This is a genomic window from Streptomyces sp. Ru72 (genome assembly GCF_002920635.1).
Lineage (GTDB): Bacteria > Actinomycetota > Actinomycetes > Streptomycetales > Streptomycetaceae > Streptomyces.
The window spans coordinates 14,169-33,378 of the sequence record NZ_PQSR01000087.1; the positions used below are offsets into that span (position 1 = coordinate 14,169).

17 protein-coding genes are annotated in these 19,210 nt (G+C 70.0%); 13 read left to right on the forward strand and 4 right to left on the reverse strand.

The genetic code is table 11. The features are described from left to right. The first annotated feature begins 183 nt into the window (after positions 1 to 183). Genes C3488_RS30005 through C3488_RS30040 form a run of 8 tightly spaced genes read left to right on the forward strand, consistent with a single transcriptional unit; the run spans position 184 to position 9,960 of the window. The gene (locus C3488_RS30005) at positions 184 to 1,449 is read left to right on the forward strand and encodes an ABC transporter substrate-binding protein (RefSeq protein WP_103844030.1); all 1,266 of its coding nucleotides are present in this window, start codon (positions 184 to 186) and stop codon (positions 1,447 to 1,449) included. A 20-nt stretch (positions 1,450 to 1,469) separates the two neighbouring features. Then, positions 1,470 to 2,435, forward strand: coding sequence for a carbohydrate ABC transporter permease (locus C3488_RS30010; protein ID WP_103844031.1), 966 nt, complete (start codon positions 1,470 to 1,472; stop codon positions 2,433 to 2,435). Beyond that, positions 2,432 to 3,304, forward strand: a complete 873-nt coding sequence (locus C3488_RS30015; protein WP_103844032.1) for a carbohydrate ABC transporter permease — start codon at positions 2,432 to 2,434, stop codon at positions 3,302 to 3,304. The genes C3488_RS30010 and C3488_RS30015 overlap by 4 nt, the downstream gene beginning before the upstream one ends. 12 nt (positions 3,305 to 3,316) lie before the next feature. Next, the gene (locus tag C3488_RS30020) at positions 3,317 to 6,172 is read left to right on the forward strand and encodes a glycoside hydrolase family 2 TIM barrel-domain containing protein (protein ID WP_103844033.1); all 2,856 of its coding nucleotides are present in this window, start codon (positions 3,317 to 3,319) and stop codon (positions 6,170 to 6,172) included. Next, entirely contained in the window at positions 6,169 to 7,332 is a 1,164-nt protein-coding gene (locus tag C3488_RS30025) for a sugar MFS transporter (RefSeq protein WP_258053760.1), read from the forward strand. The genes C3488_RS30020 and C3488_RS30025 overlap by 4 nt, the downstream gene beginning before the upstream one ends. Next, positions 7,329 to 8,348: an ATP-binding cassette domain-containing protein gene (locus C3488_RS30030; protein WP_103844034.1), complete on the forward strand. Its 1,020-nt coding sequence runs from the start codon at positions 7,329 to 7,331 to the stop codon at positions 8,346 to 8,348. The genes C3488_RS30025 and C3488_RS30030 overlap by 4 nt, the downstream gene beginning before the upstream one ends. Beyond that, entirely contained in the window at positions 8,348 to 9,151 is an 804-nt protein-coding gene (locus C3488_RS30035; protein ID WP_103844035.1) for an ABC-2 family transporter protein, read from the forward strand. The genes C3488_RS30030 and C3488_RS30035 overlap by 1 nt, the downstream gene beginning before the upstream one ends. Positions 9,152 to 9,159: 8 nt before the next feature. Beyond that, a complete protein-coding gene (locus C3488_RS30040; protein ID WP_103844044.1) occupies positions 9,160 to 9,960 on the forward strand; it encodes an ABC transporter permease in 801 nt (266 codons plus the stop codon). Between the two features lie 41 nt (positions 9,961 to 10,001). On the opposite strand, the gene C3488_RS30045 is transcribed toward C3488_RS30040, so the two are convergent. Continuing rightward, positions 10,002 to 11,243 carry an MFS transporter gene (locus tag C3488_RS30045; RefSeq protein WP_258053761.1) on the reverse strand — a complete coding sequence of 414 codons (1,242 nt, stop codon included), beginning with the start codon at positions 11,241 to 11,243 and terminating at the stop codon, positions 10,002 to 10,004. A 173-nt stretch (positions 11,244 to 11,416) separates the two neighbouring features. Between C3488_RS30045 and C3488_RS30050 the strand changes: the two genes are divergently transcribed. Both C3488_RS30050 and C3488_RS30055 read left to right on the forward strand, forming a co-directional pair. After that, a complete protein-coding gene (locus C3488_RS30050; protein WP_103844037.1) occupies positions 11,417 to 12,004 on the forward strand; it encodes a TetR/AcrR family transcriptional regulator in 588 nt (195 codons plus the stop codon). Next, entirely contained in the window at positions 11,997 to 12,839 is an 843-nt protein-coding gene (locus tag C3488_RS30055; protein ID WP_103844038.1) for an alpha/beta fold hydrolase, read from the forward strand. Before C3488_RS30050 ends, C3488_RS30055 begins: the two co-directional genes overlap by 8 nt. A 172-nt stretch (positions 12,840 to 13,011) precedes the next feature. On the opposite strand, the gene C3488_RS30060 is transcribed toward C3488_RS30055, so the two are convergent. Then, a complete protein-coding gene (locus tag C3488_RS30060) occupies positions 13,012 to 14,100 on the reverse strand; it encodes a glycoside hydrolase family 5 protein (RefSeq protein ID WP_103844039.1) in 1,089 nt (362 codons plus the stop codon). A 760-nt stretch (positions 14,101 to 14,860) separates the two neighbouring features. On the opposite strand from C3488_RS30060, the gene C3488_RS40820 reads away from it, so the two are divergent. Both C3488_RS40820 and C3488_RS41975 read left to right on the forward strand, forming a co-directional pair. Next, the gene (locus C3488_RS40820) at positions 14,861 to 15,019 is read left to right on the forward strand and encodes a hypothetical protein (protein ID WP_181139253.1); all 159 of its coding nucleotides are present in this window, start codon (positions 14,861 to 14,863) and stop codon (positions 15,017 to 15,019) included. 141 nt (positions 15,020 to 15,160) lie between these two features. Continuing rightward, positions 15,161 to 15,295: a hypothetical protein gene (locus C3488_RS41975; RefSeq protein WP_258053762.1), complete on the forward strand. Its 135-nt coding sequence runs from the start codon at positions 15,161 to 15,163 to the stop codon at positions 15,293 to 15,295. Between the two features lie 347 nt (positions 15,296 to 15,642). Here C3488_RS41975 and C3488_RS30070 read toward each other — a convergent pair whose 3' ends face one another. Continuing rightward, positions 15,643 to 16,683 (reverse strand): rhamnogalacturonan acetylesterase, encoded by a 1,041-nt coding sequence (locus tag C3488_RS30070; protein WP_103844040.1) that lies wholly within the window; start codon positions 16,681 to 16,683, stop codon positions 15,643 to 15,645. A gap of 196 nt (positions 16,684 to 16,879) precedes the next feature. Here C3488_RS30070 and C3488_RS30075 point away from each other — a divergent pair, with 196 nt between their 5' ends. Further along, positions 16,880 to 18,556 (forward strand): rhamnogalacturonan lyase B N-terminal domain-containing protein, encoded by a 1,677-nt coding sequence (locus C3488_RS30075; RefSeq protein WP_103844041.1) that lies wholly within the window; start codon positions 16,880 to 16,882, stop codon positions 18,554 to 18,556. 16 nt (positions 18,557 to 18,572) lie between these two features. Here C3488_RS30075 and C3488_RS30080 read toward each other — a convergent pair. Then, positions 18,573 to 19,210: RICIN domain-containing protein (locus C3488_RS30080; protein ID WP_181139254.1), on the reverse strand; the 638-nt coding region annotated here is incomplete at its 5' end.

Consider the following 19,210-nt stretch of genomic DNA (forward strand, 5'->3'; position numbering starts at 1 on the left):
CCTCATCCCGGATCCACCCTCTTGTTCGTCATCCCGAACCGGACGCAACGTTTCGCACAGACTTCGTCCAACCCCTTGCCGAAGCCTTAGCCGAAGATCTAACGTCCCGCACCGCACCTCCTTCGAACAACCTCGCGCTGAGCCGCGAGAGCCGCAGCCGCGCTTCGAGACAAGGACGTCAGCATGTCGGCAACGAGCAGCAGCAACTGGGACCGCCGATCACTCCTGAAGGCCGCAGCGGGCCTGGCAGCCGCCGGCACGCTCTCCGCCTGCGGGAGCAACAACGGCCGCGGGGGCGGCAGCGGTTCGGGCACGAACCTCGTCCAGTACTTCCACGCCTACGGCGAGCCGGGCGTCGAACAGGCCGTGAAGCGCTACGCGAAGGCGTACACGAAGGCCAATGTGTCCACGCAGTGGATCACCGGGAACAACTTCGAGAACAAGCTCTTTCCCGCCCTGCTCACCAAGCAGGCGCCCGACGTCTTCGAGTTCCACCCGCAGATCCAGCTCGTCAAGAGCGGTCAGGTGGCCGACCTCACCGACATCATCGACCCGGTCAAGGACGACTTCAATCCGGCCGACATCAAGTCGCACACGGTCGACGGGAAGATATACGGCGTCCGGATGATCGACGACCCGCAGTTCTTCTTCTACCGCAAGTCCATGCTGGAGAAGGCGAACGTCCAGGTACCGACCACGCTCGACGAGCTGATCGAGGCTGCTGCCAAGCTCACCACCAGCAAGGTCAAGGGCCTCTTCCTCGGCAACGACCTCACCCCGATCCAGAACAACCTCATCTGGTCGGCCGGCGCCGACACCCTGGACGACAAGAACCAGATCGCCTACCACACGGACGGGGTCGTCGAGGGCCTGAAGAAGCTGCGCACGCTGTTCACCAGCGGCCACCTGCTGCTGGACGCCCCGGCCGACTTCTGGGACCCGTCCGCGTTCAACCAGGGCCTGTGCGCCATCCAGTGGGGCGGCATGTGGGGGATGCCCACCACGCAGCAGGCGCTCGGCGACGACTTCGGCGTCTTCCCGTTCCCGAAGGTCGGCTCGAACGGCAAGCAGTCGGTCTACAACGGCGGCTGGTCGATGTTCGTCAACGCCAAGGGCGACAACGTCGACGCGGCCAAGGAGTACGTGAAGTGGCTGTGGATCGACCAGAAGCAGTACCAGGCGGACTTCGCCACCTCCTACGGCTTCCACATCCCGCCGCGGGCCTCGATCGCCGCACAGGCCGACAAGCTCAAGTCCGGTGCGGCCGCTGACAGCGTCAAGCTGTTCAACACGTACGGGCACTTCGACAACATCGGCTGGACCCAGGCCATGATCACCGCGTTCAACGACGTCATCGCCAACACCGTCCGCAAGAACGGGAACCCGGAGGCCGCGCTCGACACGTGCGACACGAAGGTCAACCGCGAGCTCAAGAAGCTGTTCGGATAGGACGGCGGACGGACCCCGACATGTCGACCACGGCTGCGCGCGACCTCGCACGCCCCGCCCCGGCCAAGGCCTCCAAGGCCCGGCCGCGGCGGGGCCTGCGGTCCAACACCACACTCAACTTCTGGCTCTTCACCGGCCCGTTCCTGATCGGCCTGGTGATCTTCGTCTTCGTGCCGATCGGCTGGAGCCTGTGGCTCAGCTTCTTCGACGCCCGGTTCACCGTCACGCCGAGCAAGTTCATCGGCTTCGACAACTACAAGACGGTCCTGACGGACCCCAACTTCACCGGCTCGCTGGTGACGTTCACGGTGTTCGCCGCATTCATCGTGCCGCTCACCTGGGGGCTCTCACTGGGCCTCGCGCTGCTGGTGCACCGGCTGACGTATCTGCGGGCGTTCTTCCGGTCGGTGTTCTTCCTGCCGACCGCCTGCAGCTACGTGGCCGCCTCGCTCATCTGGAAGATGTCCATCTTCAACGGTGTCCGCTTCGGTCTGGCCAACACCGTCCTCGGCTGGTTCGGCATCGACCAGGTGGCCTGGCTCGCCAATCCCAGCCCGCCCTGGTACTGGCTGGTCATCGTGACGCTGCGCCTGTGGCTGCAGGCCGGTTTCTATATGATCCTGTTCCTGGCGGCACTCCAGAACATCCCGTCGGAGTTGTACGAAGCCGCCGCCATCGACGGCGCCAAGTCCGGCTGGCAGACCTTCCGGTACATCACACTCCCTCAGCTGCGGGCCACCTCCACCGCGGTGATCCTGTTGCTGCTCATCGCGGCCTACCAGGCCTTCGACGAGTTCTTCAACCTGATGGGCAGGGCCACGTGGGGCCAGCCGCCCCTCGTGATCCTCTACAAGACGGCCATCGGTGTGAACCAGGACTACGGCCAGGGCAGCGCGGGCGCGGTCATTTTGACCCTCCTGATCTGCGTCGTGACCCTGTTCCAGGGCAAGCTCATGGGCTTCGGAAGGGGGGAGGAGTCCAAGTGACCACCACCACCCCTCCGGTCGAGGGGCCGCGCCGTGTCAAGCGGGGAAGCGGCATCGGCAACGCCGGCCTCTACATCGCCGTCGGGATTGCCGCGCTGCTCTTCCTGCTCCCCTTCTACCTGATCGTCCGCAATTCGCTGATGCAGGACCCGGAGATCACGGGTGAGAACTGGAAGTGGTTCCCCAGCCACATCCAGTGGGGCAACATCACCGAGCCGTTCCACGACGTGACCGTCGACTTCGGCCGCTCGCTGGTCAACTCGGCCATAGTCGCCGTCCTGACGACGGTCGGCACCCTGCTGGTCTGCTCACTGGCCGGCTACGGCCTGGCCCGCATCCCGTACAGGCACGCCAACAAGGTGTTCTACGCGGTGCTCGCCACCCTGATGATCCCCACCGCCGTCACCTTCGTGCCGAGTTTCGTGCTGGTCTCGTCACTCGGCTGGGTGGACTCCTACCGCGGTCTCATCATCCCGGGCCTCTTCAGCGGTTTCACCTGCTTCCTCTTCCGGCAGTACTACCTCGGATTCCCCAAGGAACTCGAGGAGGCGGCGCGCGTGGACGGGCTCGGCTACTGGGGCGCGTACTGGCGGATCGTCGTGCCGAACTCGCTCAACTTCTTCGCGGCCATGGCCACGATCACCTTCATCAGCGGCTGGAACTCGTTCCTGTGGCCGCTGGTCATCGGCCAGGACCCCAGCGCCTGGACCGTCCAGGTCGCCCTCTCCTCGTACATGACCAACCAGACCGTCAACTACCACCTGATCTTCATGGCCACCGCCATCTCGATCCTGCCCCTGGTGTTCGTGTTCCTCTTCCTGCAGCGCTGGCTGGTACAGGGCGTCGCACAGACCGGCATCAAGGGCTGACCTAGGAGACCGATGACTTTCCGCACCCATTCCTCCATCGACTACGTCGAGGACGTCTCCCCGGGCAGCGGTGCCCTGCCGCCCCGCGCCTGGTACGCGTCCTCGGACGCGGCGTCCCTCTCGCTGAACGGCAGCTGGCGCTTCCGCCTGTCGGCGACGGCGGACGCCGAGGACGACGCGTTCGCCGAGCCCGGATACGACGCGGGGAACTGGGCGGAGGTCCCGGTCCCCGGCCACTGGGTTCTCCAGGGGCACGGCTCACCCATCTACACCAACCACCTCTACCCCTTCCCGGTCGACCCGCCGCGCGTGCCGACCGAGAACCCGACCGGTGACCATCTGCGCGTCTTCGACCTGCCGTCCGACTGGCCGTCGGACGGCGGGACGGTGCTGCGCTTCGACGGTGTCGAGTCCTGTGCCCGGGTGTGGCTGAACGGCACGGACATCGGCGAGTTCAAGGGCTCCCGGCTGCCGCACGAGTTCGCCGTCGGGCATCTGCTCAAGCCTGCCGGCAACGTGCTCGCGGTCCGGGTCCACCAGTGGTCGGCGGGCTCGTACCTGGAGGACCAGGACCAGTGGTGGCTGCCGGGCATCTTCCGGGACGTCACCCTGCTGCACCGTCCGGCGGGCGGTGTCCTGGACTTCTTCGTGCACGCCTCCTACGACCACACGACCGGCGAGGGCACGCTGAAGGTCGACTCGGACGTCGACGGCCGGGTCACCGTGCCCGCCCTGGACATCGATGTCGCCACCGGCGAGTCCGTGACCGTGCCCGTCGAGCCGTGGACCGCGGAGACGCCGACGTTGTACGACGGCGTCCTGGCCACGGACGGCGAGCGGGTACCGCTCAGGATCGGTTTCCGGACCGTCGTCCTCGAGGACGGCCTGATCAAGGTCAACGGCAGGCCGGTCCTCTTCAAGGGAGTCAACCGGCACGAGTGGCATCCGGAGAAGGGCCGCGCCCTCGACCTGGAGACCATGCGCGAGGACGTGCTGCTGATGAAGCGGCACAACATCAACGCCGTCCGCACCTCCCACTACCCACCGCACCCGGCCTTCCTCGACCTGTGCGACGAGTACGGGCTGTGGGTGATCGACGAGTGCGACCTGGAGACCCACGGCTTCGTCGAGCAGGCATGGCGCGACAACCCCGTCGACGACGACCGCTGGACCCCGGCGCTGCTCGACCGTGCCGCCCGTATGGTCGAGCGCGACAAGAACCACCCGTCGGTCGTCATCTGGTCCCTCGGCAACGAGGCCGGCACCGGGCGCGGACTGACGGCGATGGCGGAGTGGATCCACGGGCGTGACTCCTCACGGCTGGTGCACTACGAGGGCGACATCGACTGCCGTGACACGGATGTGTACTCGCGGATGTACGCGAGCCACGCCGAGGTGGAGCAGATCGGCCGCGGACTGGACGGGGGCACCCACAAGCGCCGCGAGCTGCCCTTCATCCTCTGCGAGTACGGGCACGCCATGGGCAACGGCCCCGGCGGCATCGCCGACTACCAGCGGCTGTTCGAGTCCTACGACCGGCTCCAGGGCGGCTTCATCTGGGAGTGGATCGACCACGGCATCAAGCACCCGGAGCTGGGCTACGCCTATGGCGGCGACTTCGGCGAGGAGCTGCACGACGGGAACTTCGTCTGCGACGGTCTGCTGTTCCCGGACCGCGAGCCGTCGCCGGGCCTCGTCGAGTACAAGAAGGTGATCGAGCCGGTCCGCATCGACGGCGACGGCGGTACCGTGCGGATCCGCAACGCCCACGACTTCGCGGACCTCTCCGCGCTCGCCTTCGAATGGTCCTTCCAGGTCGACGGCGAGACCGTGGAGTCGGGCTCGCTGTCGGTGCCGGTGCTCGCGGCCGGAGAGTCGGCGGAGGTCAAGCTGCCCGAGCCGCCCGAGGTGCGCCGTGGTGAGACGCAGTGGACGGTGCGGGCGGTGCTGGCGTCGGACACCGCCTGGGGCGCGAAGGGCCACCAGGTGGCGTGGGGACAGTTCCCGGTCACCGGCCGTGTGCCGGTCCCGGCCGTCGCGGGCACGGCTCCCGCGCTCACCGACGGCCGGATCACGCTCGGCCCGGGCACCTTCGACGCCCGCACAGGCGCGCTGAGGGCCGTCGGCGGCGTGGACGTGACCGGCCTGCGCCTGGACGTCTGGCGGGCCACCACCGACAACGACGACGGCGCCGAGTGGCAGACGGACCTCCGCTTCGGCTTCATGTGGCGCAAGCTGGGCCTGCACCGCATGCGGCACCGTCTGGACGGGGTGGAGCTCGCAGACGGGGCACTGACCGTGCGGACCCGGGTGGCGCCCGCCGCCTGGGAGGTGGGCCTCGCGACCGTGTACCGCTGGTCGTCGGACGGGGAGAGGCTGCGGCTGGCCGTGTCCGTCACACCCGAGGGCGACTGGACGGTGCCGCTGCCCCGGCTCGGCATCCGGTTCGGGCTGTCCGGCGCGGCAGACCGGGTCACCTGGTTCGGAGGCGGCCCCGGCGAGGCGTACCCGGACACCAGGTCCGCCTCTCGGCTGGGCCGTTGGGAGTCCACGGTCGACGGGCTGCAGACGCCGTACGTGCGCCCGCAGGAGAACGGCGCCCGCGCCGACGTCCGCTGGGCGGAGATCGGCGGGCTGCGCATCCAGGGCGACCCGGAGTTCTTCTTCAGCGCCCGGCGCTGGACGACGGAGCAGCTGGACGCCGCGCGGCACCGCACCGACCTCAGGCCCGGAGACACGGTGTGGGTCAACCTCGACCACGGCCAGCACGGCATCGGCTCCCAGTCGTGCGGTCCGGGCCCGCTGCCGCAGTACTTCCTGCGGGCCGAGCCCGCGGAGTTCTCCTTCGTCTTCTCGGAGATCAGTTGACGGACACGGTCCTGAGGAGCCCCGCGGCCGGACGGCTGTTCAGTCGTCCGGCCGCGGCCGCGTCCTGCGTCGGTTTCGTCCTCATCGGCATGCTCCAGGCGCTCTACGGCCCTGCGGTCCCCGGCCTGCGCGACGAGTACGGCCTGTCGCCGTCGGGCGCCGGCCTCGGCCTGAGCCTGCACTTCACGGGCGGGGTCGCGGGCGTCCTCGCCTTCAACGCCATCCACTCCCGGATCAGCAACCGGACGCTGCTGTCGGCGAGTTACGGACTGATGGCGGCGGGCGGCGCCGGTTTCGCGCTCGCCCCCGACTGGCCGCTCGCCCTGGCCGCCGCCTTCCTCGGCGGTCTCGGCTTCGGCGGCATCGACTACGGCCTCAACCAGCTGTTCGCGGTCGGCTTCGGCGAGAAGTCCACGGCCATGCTCAACGTGCTCAACGCGCACTTCGGCATCGGCGCGGTGCTCGGCCCGGCGGCCGTGGCCTGGACGGGACCCGGGCGGTACGCGTACGCGTACGGAGGGTGCGCCGTACTGGCGGCCGTACTTGCCCTGTGCACGAGGGGCGTACGGACCGAACCGGCCCGCGTCGCGCCGAAGGCCTCGACGTCGCTGGGCCTGTCCCGCGTCCTGGTCGGCTTCCTCGCCCTCTACGTCCTCAACGTGGCCGTAGAGGCGGGCGTCGGCGGCTGGGAGCCCACCCATCTGGAGACCGTCGGCTACAGCGCGACGGTGGCCGCCTCCGCGACCTCCGTGTACTGGCTGATGATGACGGCGGGCCGCTTCCTCGTCGTCCCGCTCACGCTGAGGTACGCCCCCGAGCGCATCCTCACCGTGTGCGCGGCCGGGGTGACGGCCTGCCTGCTGCTGTCGCTCGTAAAAGGTGTGGCGCCCGTGGCGTATGCGGGTGTTGGCTTGTTCATTGCGCCCGTCTTCCCCACCGGCCTGCCCTGGCTGAACCGGGCTCTCCCCCAGGCGAACCGAGCGGGCGCCTGGGTCATCGCCGCGTCGATGGTCGGCGGAGTGGCAGCGCCGCCACTGCTGGGACTGGGCATCGAAGCCTCTGGCATCCATGCCGTTCCCTGGCTGCTGACAGCGTTGTCGGCCGCCTCGCTCGCGGCGACCATATGGCTGATCCAACTGACCCGGAGGTTCGTCGAGTGAGCGGGAGCATCGAGGTCCGCGGACTTACCCGCACCTTCCTCACCACCGTCCGCCGCCCCGGTTTCACGGGCGCCCTGCGTTCCCTGGTCAACCCGGAAAAGGTGACCAAACACGCCGTCACGGACATCACCTTCGACGTGGCGCCGGGCGAACTGCTCGCCCTGCTCGGCCCGAACGGCGCAGGCAAGTCCACCACCATCAAGATGCTGACCGGCATCCTCACCCCCACGTCCGGCGAGGCCCGGGTCGCGGGCGTGGTGCCGTACGAGGAGCGCGAGCGCAACGCGCGCAACATCGGCGCGGTGTTCGGGCAGCGCACCCAGCTGTGGTGGGACCTGCCGGTGCGCGAGTCGTTCGCGATCCTGCGCGACATCTACGAGGTGCCGAAGGCCGACCACGCGGCCCGACTGAAGGAGTTCGACGAACTGCTCGATCTCTCCTCCTTCTGGGACACACGGGTCCGGCATCTCTCGCTCGGCCAGCGGGTGCGCTGCGACCTGGCGGCGGCGCTGCTGCACGACCCGCCGGTGGTGTTCCTCGACGAGCCGACGATCGGCATGGACGTGGTGGTCAAGGAGCAGGTGCGGGAGTTCCTGCGGCACCAGGTGGAGGAGCGCGGCCGGACCGTGCTGCTGACCACGCACGACATGACGGAGGTCGAGCGGCTGGCCGAGCGGGTGGTACTGGTCAACCACGGGCGTCTGGTGCTGGACGGCACCCTGACCGAGATCCGCCGGAGGTTCGGCTCGACCTGGCAGGTGCGGACGACCCTCGCCGATCCGCACGCCGCGGTCGAGCCGCTGCCGGGGATCGCTCTGCTGCGGCGGGAGGGACCTCAGGTGGTGTTCGGCCCGGACGGGGCGGGCGCGCCGACGGTCCACCAGGCGCTGAAGCAGATCATCGAGCGGTACGAGGTCACGGACCTCGGGATCGACGAGGCGGACCTGGAGGACGTGATGCGCGCGGCCTACGTCCAGGCGGCGTCCCCGGCTCAGTTCCAGGCGGAGGGGGTCTGATGGCCGTCCTGCACGCCTGGCGCGCCGCGCGGGTCACTCCGCTGGGCGAGCTGCTCACCCCGCCCCGCATCACGGCCGCCCTGCTGCGGCTGACCGTGCAGGTCGTGCTCGTGGCGTCGCTGTGGCGCGGCCTGTACCAGGCGACCGGCACGACCGCCGGACTGGACCGCGACCAGGCGGTCACCTACGCGGTGCTCGCGGTCCTCGCCTCCCGGCTGCGGGAGCTGGACCAGTACGCGGGCCGGGACTCGGTGCTCCAGCACATGCACTTCGGCACGATCGTCTACTGGTACCTGCGCCCGCTGCCGCCCCAGCGCTACTACGCTCTGCGGGCGCTGGGCGAGCAGCTGTACGGTCTGGTGTGGGCACTGGCCGGGTACGCGGTGTGCCTCGCGGCCGGAGTGGTGGAACCCCCTGAGTCGGCGTCCGTGGCCGGGGTGTTCGCGCTGAGCCTGCTGCTCGGCCAGTGGGTCCTGCACTACGTCACGCTCCTCATCGACCAGCTGTGCTTCTGGACGCTGCGCAACACCGCGGCGATGCTGATCCTCCTCTTCGCGCAGAACCTGCTGTCCGGGGTGTACGCGCCGCTGTGGTTCTTCCCGCACTGGTTCGTCACGATGAGCGGTTTCCTTCCGTTCCAGGCGACGCTGAGCGTGCCGCTGTCCCTGTACGTGGGCCGCATCCCGCTGTCCGACGCGGGGGCGCAACTCGCCGTCCAGGCGGGGTGGGTGGTGGCCCTGTCCCTGTTCACCCGGCTGCTGTGGCGGCGGGCCGCCCGGCGTGTCATCTCCCAGGGAGGCTGACCGTGTCGGTGAAGGCGTTGCGCATCGCATGGCGGATCACCCGTCTCAACTTCCGTGCCCAGCTGGAGTACCGCACCGAGTTCCTGATGATGATCGCCATCGGTGCCATCTGGCAGGTGTCGGTGATCGTGTTCGCGACGGTGCTGCTGACCCGGTTCACCGGGATGGGCGGCTGGGACAGTTCGGACGTGCTCCTCATCCCGGCGACTCGGATGCTGGCGCACGGCCTGTTCGTGCTGCTCCTGGGCCGGGTGCACGGACTGGGCCGGCACATCCAGGAGGGCAGGATCGACGCGTACCTGCTGCGCCCCATGCCCGTGTACCGCCAGGTCCAGCTGCAGTTCTTCCCCACCAACGCCATCGGCGACCTGACGGTGGCGGCGGGCCTGATGGCGGGCGCGCTCGGCCGCAGTCACCTGGACTGGACGGCGGGCCGGATCACCTACCTGATCCTCTCGCTCGTCGGCGGCATGCTCCTGGAGGCGGCCCTGTTCACCGCGGTGGCCTGTGCGTCACTGCGGTTCCCGGCCGCCGACTACTGGGGTCGCTGGCTGGAGGAACTGCTCGGCACGTTCGGCAGCTATCCGCTGAACGTCCTGCCGAAGGCGGTGGGGGGCTTTTTGACCTTCGGCCTGCCGCTCGCGTTCGTCGCGTACTTCCCGGCGGCGGTGCTGACCGGCCACGGCCACGACACGGGCGCCCCGTACTGGCTGGCGGCGGCCTCACCGCTGCTCGGGCTGCTGGCGTACCTCGGGTCGCGGCTGCTGTGGCGCTGGAGCCTGGGGCACTACACCGGAGTGAACGGGTGAGAGCCCGTGGGTGACACGGGCCCTGACGACGCCGGAGCCGCTCAGGCGGCCTCGGCGGCCGTCTCCGGGTGACGGGTCCGTACGGGTGTGAGCAGGGCCAGGGCCGCGATGCCCACGCAGCAGGACCCGGCCACCACCCCCACCGCCGCCGTGCCGTGGTGCTGGGCCCCCCAGGTGAGCACGGCCGCGCCGATCGGGGCAGCCGCGTAGTGGATCGTCCAGAACGCGGAGGTGACCCGGCCGAGCAGGTGCTCGGGGGTCACCTGCTGACGCAGGGACATCGAGCAGGTCCCGGCGATGCTGACGCATCCGAGGAACGCCGCCATCAGGAAGGCGACGGCCGGTACATGACGGGCCCAGCCGATGCCGGCGAGCGCGCAGCCGCAGACGGTCACGGCCCCGATCCAGGTGGGCCCGAAACCGAGCACCCGCCGTACCCGTGCCACCAGCAGGGCTCCGGCGATGGTTCCGAGAGCGCCGACCGCGAGGACGGTGCCGACGGTGCCGTCACTCTGCCCGAGGTCGTGCTTGAGGTGGTAGATGAGTACGTCGTTGAGGCCCAGCTCCAGAAAGCTGAACAGGGTCAGCAGCACGGTCAGCGCGCGCAGCACCGGGTGGCGCCGCAGGAAGGACGCCCCTGCCAGCAGGTCCTTCCACAGTCCCCGCCGGGTCGGTGCCGGGTCGGGCGGCGCGGACTGCCGGAGCCGTACGAGGGTCAGGCAGACCGCCGACACGCCGAAGCTCGCCGCGTCCACCGCGACGGCTCCGGCCGGCCCCGTCCACGCGGCCACGACGCCCGCGCCGAGCGGGCCCACCACCCCCGCCGCGGCGGCCGTCGCGTTCAGCCGGCCGTTCGCGGCGGTGATCCGCTCGCCGTCGACCAGGCCCCGCACCACGGTGACGTACGCGACCGAGAACACCATTCCGACGGCCTCGCACAGCGGCAGCACCGCGTACAGCAGCCAGACCCGCGGCCCGGCGAGCCACACCAGGGGAACCAGCCCGTACAGCACCATCCGCACCAGGTCGCAGGCGATCAGCAGCTTCCTGCGGTCCAGCCGGTCCACCACCACACCGGCGAACACCCCGGACAGCACCGACGCCGCACCTCCGACCGCCGTCAACAGCCCCATCCGAGCGACGGACCCGGTCGCCTCCAGCACCAGCAGCGGCAGCGCGATCAGGGCGAAGGAGTCACCGAGGACCGAGAGGGTCTGCGCGGCCCAGAAGATCCCGAAGTCCCGGTTCCGTCGCGGCGATCCCGCACCTGTTGCCTCCCGCACCGGCAGCTCCCCCTGCGCGCCCACATTCGAGCGCGACGAACGATCAAGACGTACCACCGTACGCCGACCCGGCGGCGGCCCGGAGCCGTCTCGCCACGCTCGCGCCGTCTCTGCACGGCAACCCCCTACCTGGGCTAGGATATTGCCTAGGACCCCTAGGTAAGGAGCAGTCCATGCCCCGTGCCGGGCTCACGGTCGAGCGAATCGTCGCGGCGGCAGCCGACCTCGCGGACGAGGCCGGCTTCGGGAACGTCACCGTCTCCGCGCTGGCCCGCCACTTCGGCGTGAAGGACGCCAGCCTGTACTCGCACGTCAGGAATCTGCAGGAGCTGCGCACGCGCGTGGCCCTGCTCGCCGGCGGGGAGATGATCGACCGCATCGCCGCCGCCGTCGCCGGGCGCGCCGGGAAGGAGGCGCTGACCGCCTTCGCGGGGGCCTACCGGGAGTACGCCCACCGGCACCCGGGACGGTACGCGGCCACCCAGATCCGCATCGACCAGTCCCTCGTCACGGACTCCCCCGCCATGCGCCGCACCGCCGAGATCACCTACGGCATGCTCCGCGCCTACGGTCTGGACGAGCCCGACCTCACCGACGCCGTGCGCCTGCTGCGCAGCACCTTCCACGGTTACTGCGCCTTGGAGGCCACCGGCGGCTTCGGTGCGCCCCGCGACGTGGAGGCGTCCTGGGACAGGGCCCTGGACGCCCTGCATGTGGCATTGGAGAACTGGCCCCGTGAGGAGACGAAGGACCATGACTGACCTCCATCACGATGTGCGCGGCAGCGGCCCCGTGCTGCTCGTCGTCCCCGGTGGCGCCGGGCACCCCATGGGGCTCGACCGGATGGCGGACCGCCTCGCCGACCGCTTCACCGTCGTCACGTACGACCCGCTCGGTCTCGCGCACGGCCGCCTCGGTCTGCCCGTCGAGCAGCAGCGGGTCGAGGTGTGGAGCGACGGAGCGCACCGGGTGCTCGAAGCGGTGGTCCCCGAGGGGCAGTCCGCCTACCTCGTCGGCTTCAGCTCCGGCGGTATCGCGGCGCTCGACCTGCTCGCCCGTCGTCCGGACCGTCTGCGGCACGTGCTCGCGCACGAGCCGCCGGTCGTCGAGGTGCTGCCGGACGCGGCCCGGCAGCGGGCGATGTTCGCGCAAGTGGCCGACACCTACCGCGCGGCCGGGCTGAAGGCGGCCGGGGTCAGGCTGGCGGCCGGGCTGGAGGGCAGGCCCGGACCTGCGGAGCTCGCGGAGGCCGAACCACCCGAGCCGGGCGACGACGTGACCAGCCCCATGGGCATCTTCCTCACCCGTGTCCTGCTCTCGTTCACGGCGTACGCACCGGACACGACCGCCCTGAAGGCCGCCTCCGCACGTCTCACGCTCGCCGCGGGAGTCGACTCCCGCGGCGGGCTCCTCCACCGGACGGCCAGGTCCGCGGCCGAGCTGACGGGCGCCGCGTTCACCGAGTTCCCCGGCGGTCATGTCGGCGCCGCGGAGCACCCGGAGGAGTTCGCGGAGCGCCTCGCCGACACGCTGCTCCGCCCGGGACCGCCTGCCCCGGTGCTTCGCCGGGACAGCCCGGAGCCCGGCATGCGATAGCCGTCGCCGCCCGTCGACCTCGGTGTCCCGGACCTTGCCGTCGTCTCCCGGCTGACCGCGGCACTCGGGACCGTGGGGGGAACGTGGGGAAACGCCGGCGGGCGGCGGCCCCGGAGGAGTTCGCGGAGCGCCTCGCGCACGCGCCGCCCTCCCCCGGGGCCACCGGGTCCGGTTACTGTTCCGTCGCGGGGTGCCCCTTGCCCCAGGCCCAGGCCAGGCGGTCCGCGCCGGAGGCGTTGGTGGTGGCCAGGCCCAGGTGGGTGCCGCTGCCCGTGAGGGTCTGGATGCTGTAGGTGTCGCCGGTGCGCAGGCCCGGCCAGTAGACCGAGCCCATGTGGAGCTCCCGGAAGACGTCCGTGTCGGCCTGGATGAAGGCGACCGAGTTCGGGTCGGTGCTGGCCGAGGCGGGCCGGTTGTAGTCCAGGCCGGTCGTCATGGGGGCGCCGAACTCGTCGGCGACGGTGCGCCAGGCGCAGTTGCCGAGGCGCGCCTTGAGGTCGCTGACCCACTCCGAGTAGGTGGCGCTCTGCTTCCAGAAGCCGTAGTGGTGCAAGGACAGGTACGTGCCGTCGAGACGGTGGTCCGCGCAGACGCTGACGACGCTGTCGTTGTAACCGCTGCCGCTGACGAAGATCCTGTTCCTGGGGACGGTCGGGTAGGTGCTGATCCACTGTGCCACCAGGTCGGCCCACGCCCCCGCGGTGTAGCCGTGCGGCTCGTTCATGGGCTCGAAGTAGACCAGCGGGTTGCGCTGGTAGGCGCCGGTGACGGTCCCCCACATGCGCCAGAAGTCGGGCAGGTTGTCGACGAAGCCGTCCTTCTGCGCCCCGGTGCCCTCCCAGTAACTGAGGATGACCTTGAACCCGTGGGCGGTGGCCGCGTCGATGACGGCGCGGTAGGAATTCCAGTACGAGCCGTTCACGGTGTAGGGGTTGATCGGCAGCCGCACCGTGTTGGCCTGGAGGTTCTTGCGGAATCCCTTGATGACGCCGCTGGCCTTGGCGTAGGTGGTGGCGTAGTCGTCGGACAGGCTCAGACCGGACAGGACCACGGGGTCGTCGGCGTAGTTGTCGCGGGGGTCGGCCCAGTTCACGCCGTTGAACTGGCTGGGGTTGAGGGAGGCTGCCGGTCTGTCGGCGCCCGATGCCGGGACGGTGGCCAGGCCGATGAGGGCGCCGCTGCTCAGGGCGACCGCCGCCGCGATGACGGTGCGGGTGATCCTGGTGGTGCGCTGTGCGGCCCTGCGGGCGGAGCGGAGCATGTGCGGGGACCTTCCTGTGCGGGTGGGGTGCGAGACGGCGTGCGGACGCGCGACACCACGGACGGGGGAGGAAGAACCTGCGGTGCCCTGGGGCGGCACGGCAGGCACGGAACCGAAGCCATGGGGGCTGACGTGCGGTCACGCTCGGACGATCACCTTTCGGGCGAGAGCCTCGCCGCAGTCGGCCGGGGGTGTCAAGGCATCCGACAGGACTTCGTCAAACCATTACGGGAAGTAGCCCCAGGGTGCTGCCGCTGGGGACCTGAGCCGGGCTCACCGCGGAAGCGCGCGCGGACTTCGGTCTACTACGGCACCGTCGACGCCACTCCCCTGTTCGTGATGCTGCTCGGGGAGCTGTGCCGCTGGGATGTCGAACCGGACGCCGTACGCGCGCTGCTGCCGCATGCCGACCGGGCGTTGACCTGGATCGAGAAGTACGGCGACCGGGACGGCGACGGGTTCGTCGAGTACCGGCGGGCGACCGACCGTGGCCTGGCCAACCAGGGCTGGAAGGACTCCTGGGACGGCGTGAACAGCGCCGACGGCAGGATCGCGGAGCCCCCCATCGCGCTCGCCGAGGTGCAGGGTCACGTCTACGGCGCCCATCTCGCCCGGGCGTGCTCGCCGAGCGGTTCGAGGACCCGGACACGGCGGGGCACTGGCGCAAACGGGCGCGGCAGCTCAAGGAGCGCTTCACGAAAGGTACTGGCTGCCCGAGCACGGCTGGTACGCCGAGGCCCTGGACGGGGAGAAGCAGCCCGTGGACGCGCTGGCCTCCAACATGGGGCACTGCTTGTGGACGGGCATCGTCGACGCCGGCAGGGCCCCTGCGGTCGCCGAACGACTGCTGTCCCCCGAGATGTTCAGCGGCTGGGGCGTGCGCACCCTGGCCACCTCCTTGCCGCGTACAACGCGATGAGCTACCACAACGGCTCGGTGTGGCCGCACGACAGCGGCATCGTCGCCGCCGGGCTCATGCGCTACGGCTTCACCGACCGCGCCCGGCCCGCTGGACGGTGAACCCGGCGACTACCTGGGCCGCTGCACCCCCGACAAGGGCATGCACCTGGCCATCGACGCCGCCCTCGCGCCCGGCCGCGAGATCAAGCTGGCCGCGAAGTGCAGCGAGCCCGCCGAACGCGCCTACTTCGAGGAAGATCAGGTGTCATCGAGCACTCCCAGCCGGAGACCATGACCGCCGGGTACGAGGCGGTGTACCGCAAGGTGATCGCCGCCACCGCGACGGCGCCGGCGCCGCTGGTGCCCGCACCCGGGCGGGAGGACGTGCTGCCGGTGGCCTGACGGCCGTCGGGAGTCCTGGGCCGGCAACGATCGACGCGGGGCGGCCGTGCGGGCCGTCCCGCTCCTCATCTTCCGGGTGGAGATCGGCCGCCGTCCGGCCTCCTGGACTCCGGTGCGCCGGATCCCGGCCGCCCGTCAGGTGCGACCCGGGGCACAGACCTGGGGCGCCCCGGTTCCGGTCGGGACGCCCCAGGGGCTTTCGGTCGGGGACTGTCGGCGAGTTCCCCGTTCGGGCGGGGCCTAACGTGAAAGACCCTCCGGTATCAGATCTTGCGCCACCAACTCGTCGCGCACCAGACCCGCGTACACAGTCGCGCCGTGGACGGACGTGTGCGTGTTGTCCCGCTTCTCGTTGTACAGGTAGATCGACTTCGAGCCCTCGACGCCCAGAGACTCCACCAGCGCCTTGGTCCTGGCCGTCAGGTCGATCAGCGGGACGTGCCCGGCGACGGCCACCGAGCGGATCACCGCGGGGTGGTCCACGCCGAGGCCGTTCACCAGCAGCGCGGTGTTGTTGTTGAGCGTACCGTCAGCATTGAACCAGCGGCGGACGATCGGTGTCACGAGCACCGGCTCACCCCCCTTGTCGCGCACGCCCGCGACGAGGGTCTCCAGGTTCGTCCTGTAGGTGGTCTCGTCGGTCTGCTTGTCGTTGTGGGCGAGTTGGATGAGGACCAGGTCGTGCGGGCGGATCAACGGCTGTACGGTCGCCCACAGTCGGGGGTTGGCGAGGTAGGTGACCGTGCTCTCGCCGGAGTCGGCGTAGTTGGCGACGGCGAGGCCCTTGCGCAGGTACTGCGGCAGCTGTTGGCCCCAGCCCGAGTACGGCTCGGCGGGCTGGTCGCACACCGTTGAGTCGCCGACGAGGTAGATGTGGCGGATATGACCGGCCGGGGTCACGCGGATGTCCGCGAGGGCCGGGGCCGGGCCGCCGATCGTCAGGTCGAGCCCCGGGGAGCCGTCCGGTCCGGTCGGTTCGCCCTCCGGCGTGCGGACGTTCACGGTGAAGCTGCGGTGGACGCGCCGTCCGGCGTCGACGGCCGTCTCCGGAAGCAGGGAGCGCCGGGTCTCACCCGTGATGGCGGTGCTGGAGGCGTCGGCACCGCCGAGTTCCACACTCACGTCGTAGTCGCCCGGCGGCACGTCGAAGTGGCAGGCGTTCGCCGAGCAGTCGTCGATGCCGAGGCCGCCGGGCGGACGGCCGTGGGCCTGAGCCGGTGCGGCCTGGAACGCGGAGGCGGCGGTCAGCGCCACCAGCAGCCCAAGGGTGAAACGTCTCATTGCGCTCCTCCGACGGACGACAGGACCCTGGAGGCTGGAACGTACCCGTTTCGGCAAGCGCTTTCTAGAGGTCGGCGTGAATTCGCTAGACGGCCGACTCCCTTGCCGTGAAAGCCCTTTCGCGAAATCGATTCAACTGTCACCCTGCGAGACACCCGCACCACACCGCCCCCCACCTCCGAAGGAGGCATCCCCCATGTCCGGAACCGATCCCAGACCGGTCCGTCGCCGTACCTTCGTGCTGGGCTCCGCGGCCGCCGCCGGCGCCGCGGCCCTCGCCGGCCCGCTCGCACCGCACGCGTCGGCCGCGAGCTTCGGCTGGAGCGACGACGGCTCGAACTACGTCGTCGACACCGGCGCCGGCCTCGTCTTCAAGGTCAGCAAGACCAACGGCGACCTGACCTCACTGGTCCACCGGGGCACCGAGTACCAGGGCTACGGCGGCAAGAACTCCCACATCGAGTCCGGCCTCGGCACCTCCACGGTCACCGTCAGGCAGTCCGGCTCGACGATCCTGATCTCCGTCGCGTACGGCACGCTGCGGCACTACTACGCGGCCCGCAGCGGCGAGAACAACATCTACCTCTGGACCTGCAAGGCGGACTCGTCCGTCACCGCGACCCGGTACATCGTGCGCGTCAAGGCGGGCAAGTTCCTCAACGACGAGCCCGACTCCTACACCTACGCGCCCACCACCATCGAGGCCTCGGACGTGTTCGAGAAGTCCGACGGGCAGACCCGCTCGAAGCACTACTCCAAGCGCCGCGTCATCGACTACGACTACATCGGCTGGACGACCGGGAGCGTCGGCCTGTGGGTGGTGCGCAGCAACCACGAGAAGGCCTCCGGCGGCCCGTTCTACCGCTCCCTGCTGCGCCACCAGAGCGCGGACGGCGGCGGCCTCTACGAGATCCTGTACTACGGCGAGAACCAGACCGAGGCCGAGCGCTACGGCCTCCAGGGCCCGTACGTGATCGCGTTCACGGACGGCGGGGCGCCGTCGTCGTCGCTGTACCACGACAACCTCACCACCCCGTGGGCCGACTCGCTCGGCATCTCCGGGTACGTCCCCGACAGCGGCCGGGGACGGGTCGCGGGCGTCGGCATCGCGGGCCGGGACGCGGCGTACGCGTACACGGTGGGGCTCGCCAACTCCACGGCGCAGTACTGGGGCTCCGCGCGGTCCTCCGACGGGTACTTCTCCATCCCGCGGGTGCTGCCGGGGACGTACGCGCTGACCGTCTACAAGGGCGAACTAGCCGTGTACACCGGCTCGGTGACGGTCTCTGCGGGCTCGACGACCACGCTGAACACGATCACCGTCCCGTCCTCCAACGACCCGGGCAACGCGAGCGCGATCTGGCGGATCGGCACCTGGGACGGCACGCCGAGCGGGTTCAAGAACGCGGACCTGATGACGTACGCCCACCCGTCCGACGTGCGGGCCGCGTCCTGGACCGGCAACGTGGTGATCGGCAGCGGCAGCGAGACCTCGGCCTTCCCCTGCTACTTGTGGAAGGACGTCAACAGCGGACTGACCGTCTACTTCAGGCTGACCGCGGCGCAGGCCGCCGCCGCGCACACCCTGCGGATCGGCGTGACGACGGCGTACGCGAACGGACGGCCGCAGGTCACCGTCAACAACTGGACCTCGTCGATCCCCTCGCCGCCCACCCAGCCGAGCACGCGGTCGCTGACCGTGGGCTCGTACCGGGGCAACAACCACACGTTCACCTACAACGTTCCGGCCGGTGCCTGGCTCACGGACACCAGCCAGTACAACGTGCTGAAGATCAACGTGGTGAGCGGCTCGGGGACGACGGGCTATCTCAGCGCGGGTACGGCGATCGACGCGATCGACCTGCTGGCCTGAGCCACCGGGAGGGTGGTCATGTTCCGTGCGTCCACTGCTGGTTGGTGCCTCCGTTGCAGGTGTAGGTGATGATCGCGGCGGAGTCGGCGGTGGATGCGCCGGACACGTCCAGGCACTCGCCGGTCTCGCGGGACTTGACGGTCACGTAGGAGCCGGTGGTGGTCAGGGACCACTGCTGGCTGGTGGCGGAGGCGTTGCAGTCCTCCTGGGTGACGTCGCTCGCGTTCTCCTGCCAGCACAGGGAGCTGTGACGGGCCACCAACTGGTAGTAGCCGCTGCCGACGGACCTGAACCAGAACCTCTGGTTGGTGCCGCCGTTGCAGTCGTACTGCTTGATCTGGGCGCCCTGCCACAGGGACTGGCTGGTCACGTCGGCGCACCTGCCGCTGTGCCGGGCGACGAGCGTGTTGTACGTGGCGCTGGTGCCGCTGATCGTTCCGGCGGCCGTGTCGACCGTGATCTCGGGGTACCAGGACATGGACATCGACGTGGAGGTGGGGAAGGCCAGCGGCAGCCAGACGTACCGGGAGTCGTTGACGGTCCCGCCGAAGGAGTTGCCCCAGCGGTCTCCCATGTAGAGGTACGAGGTGCCCGAGGTGCCCTGGACGGGCAATACGTAGGCGGTCTGCGAGCCGTAGGCCGTGGAGTCCCCGA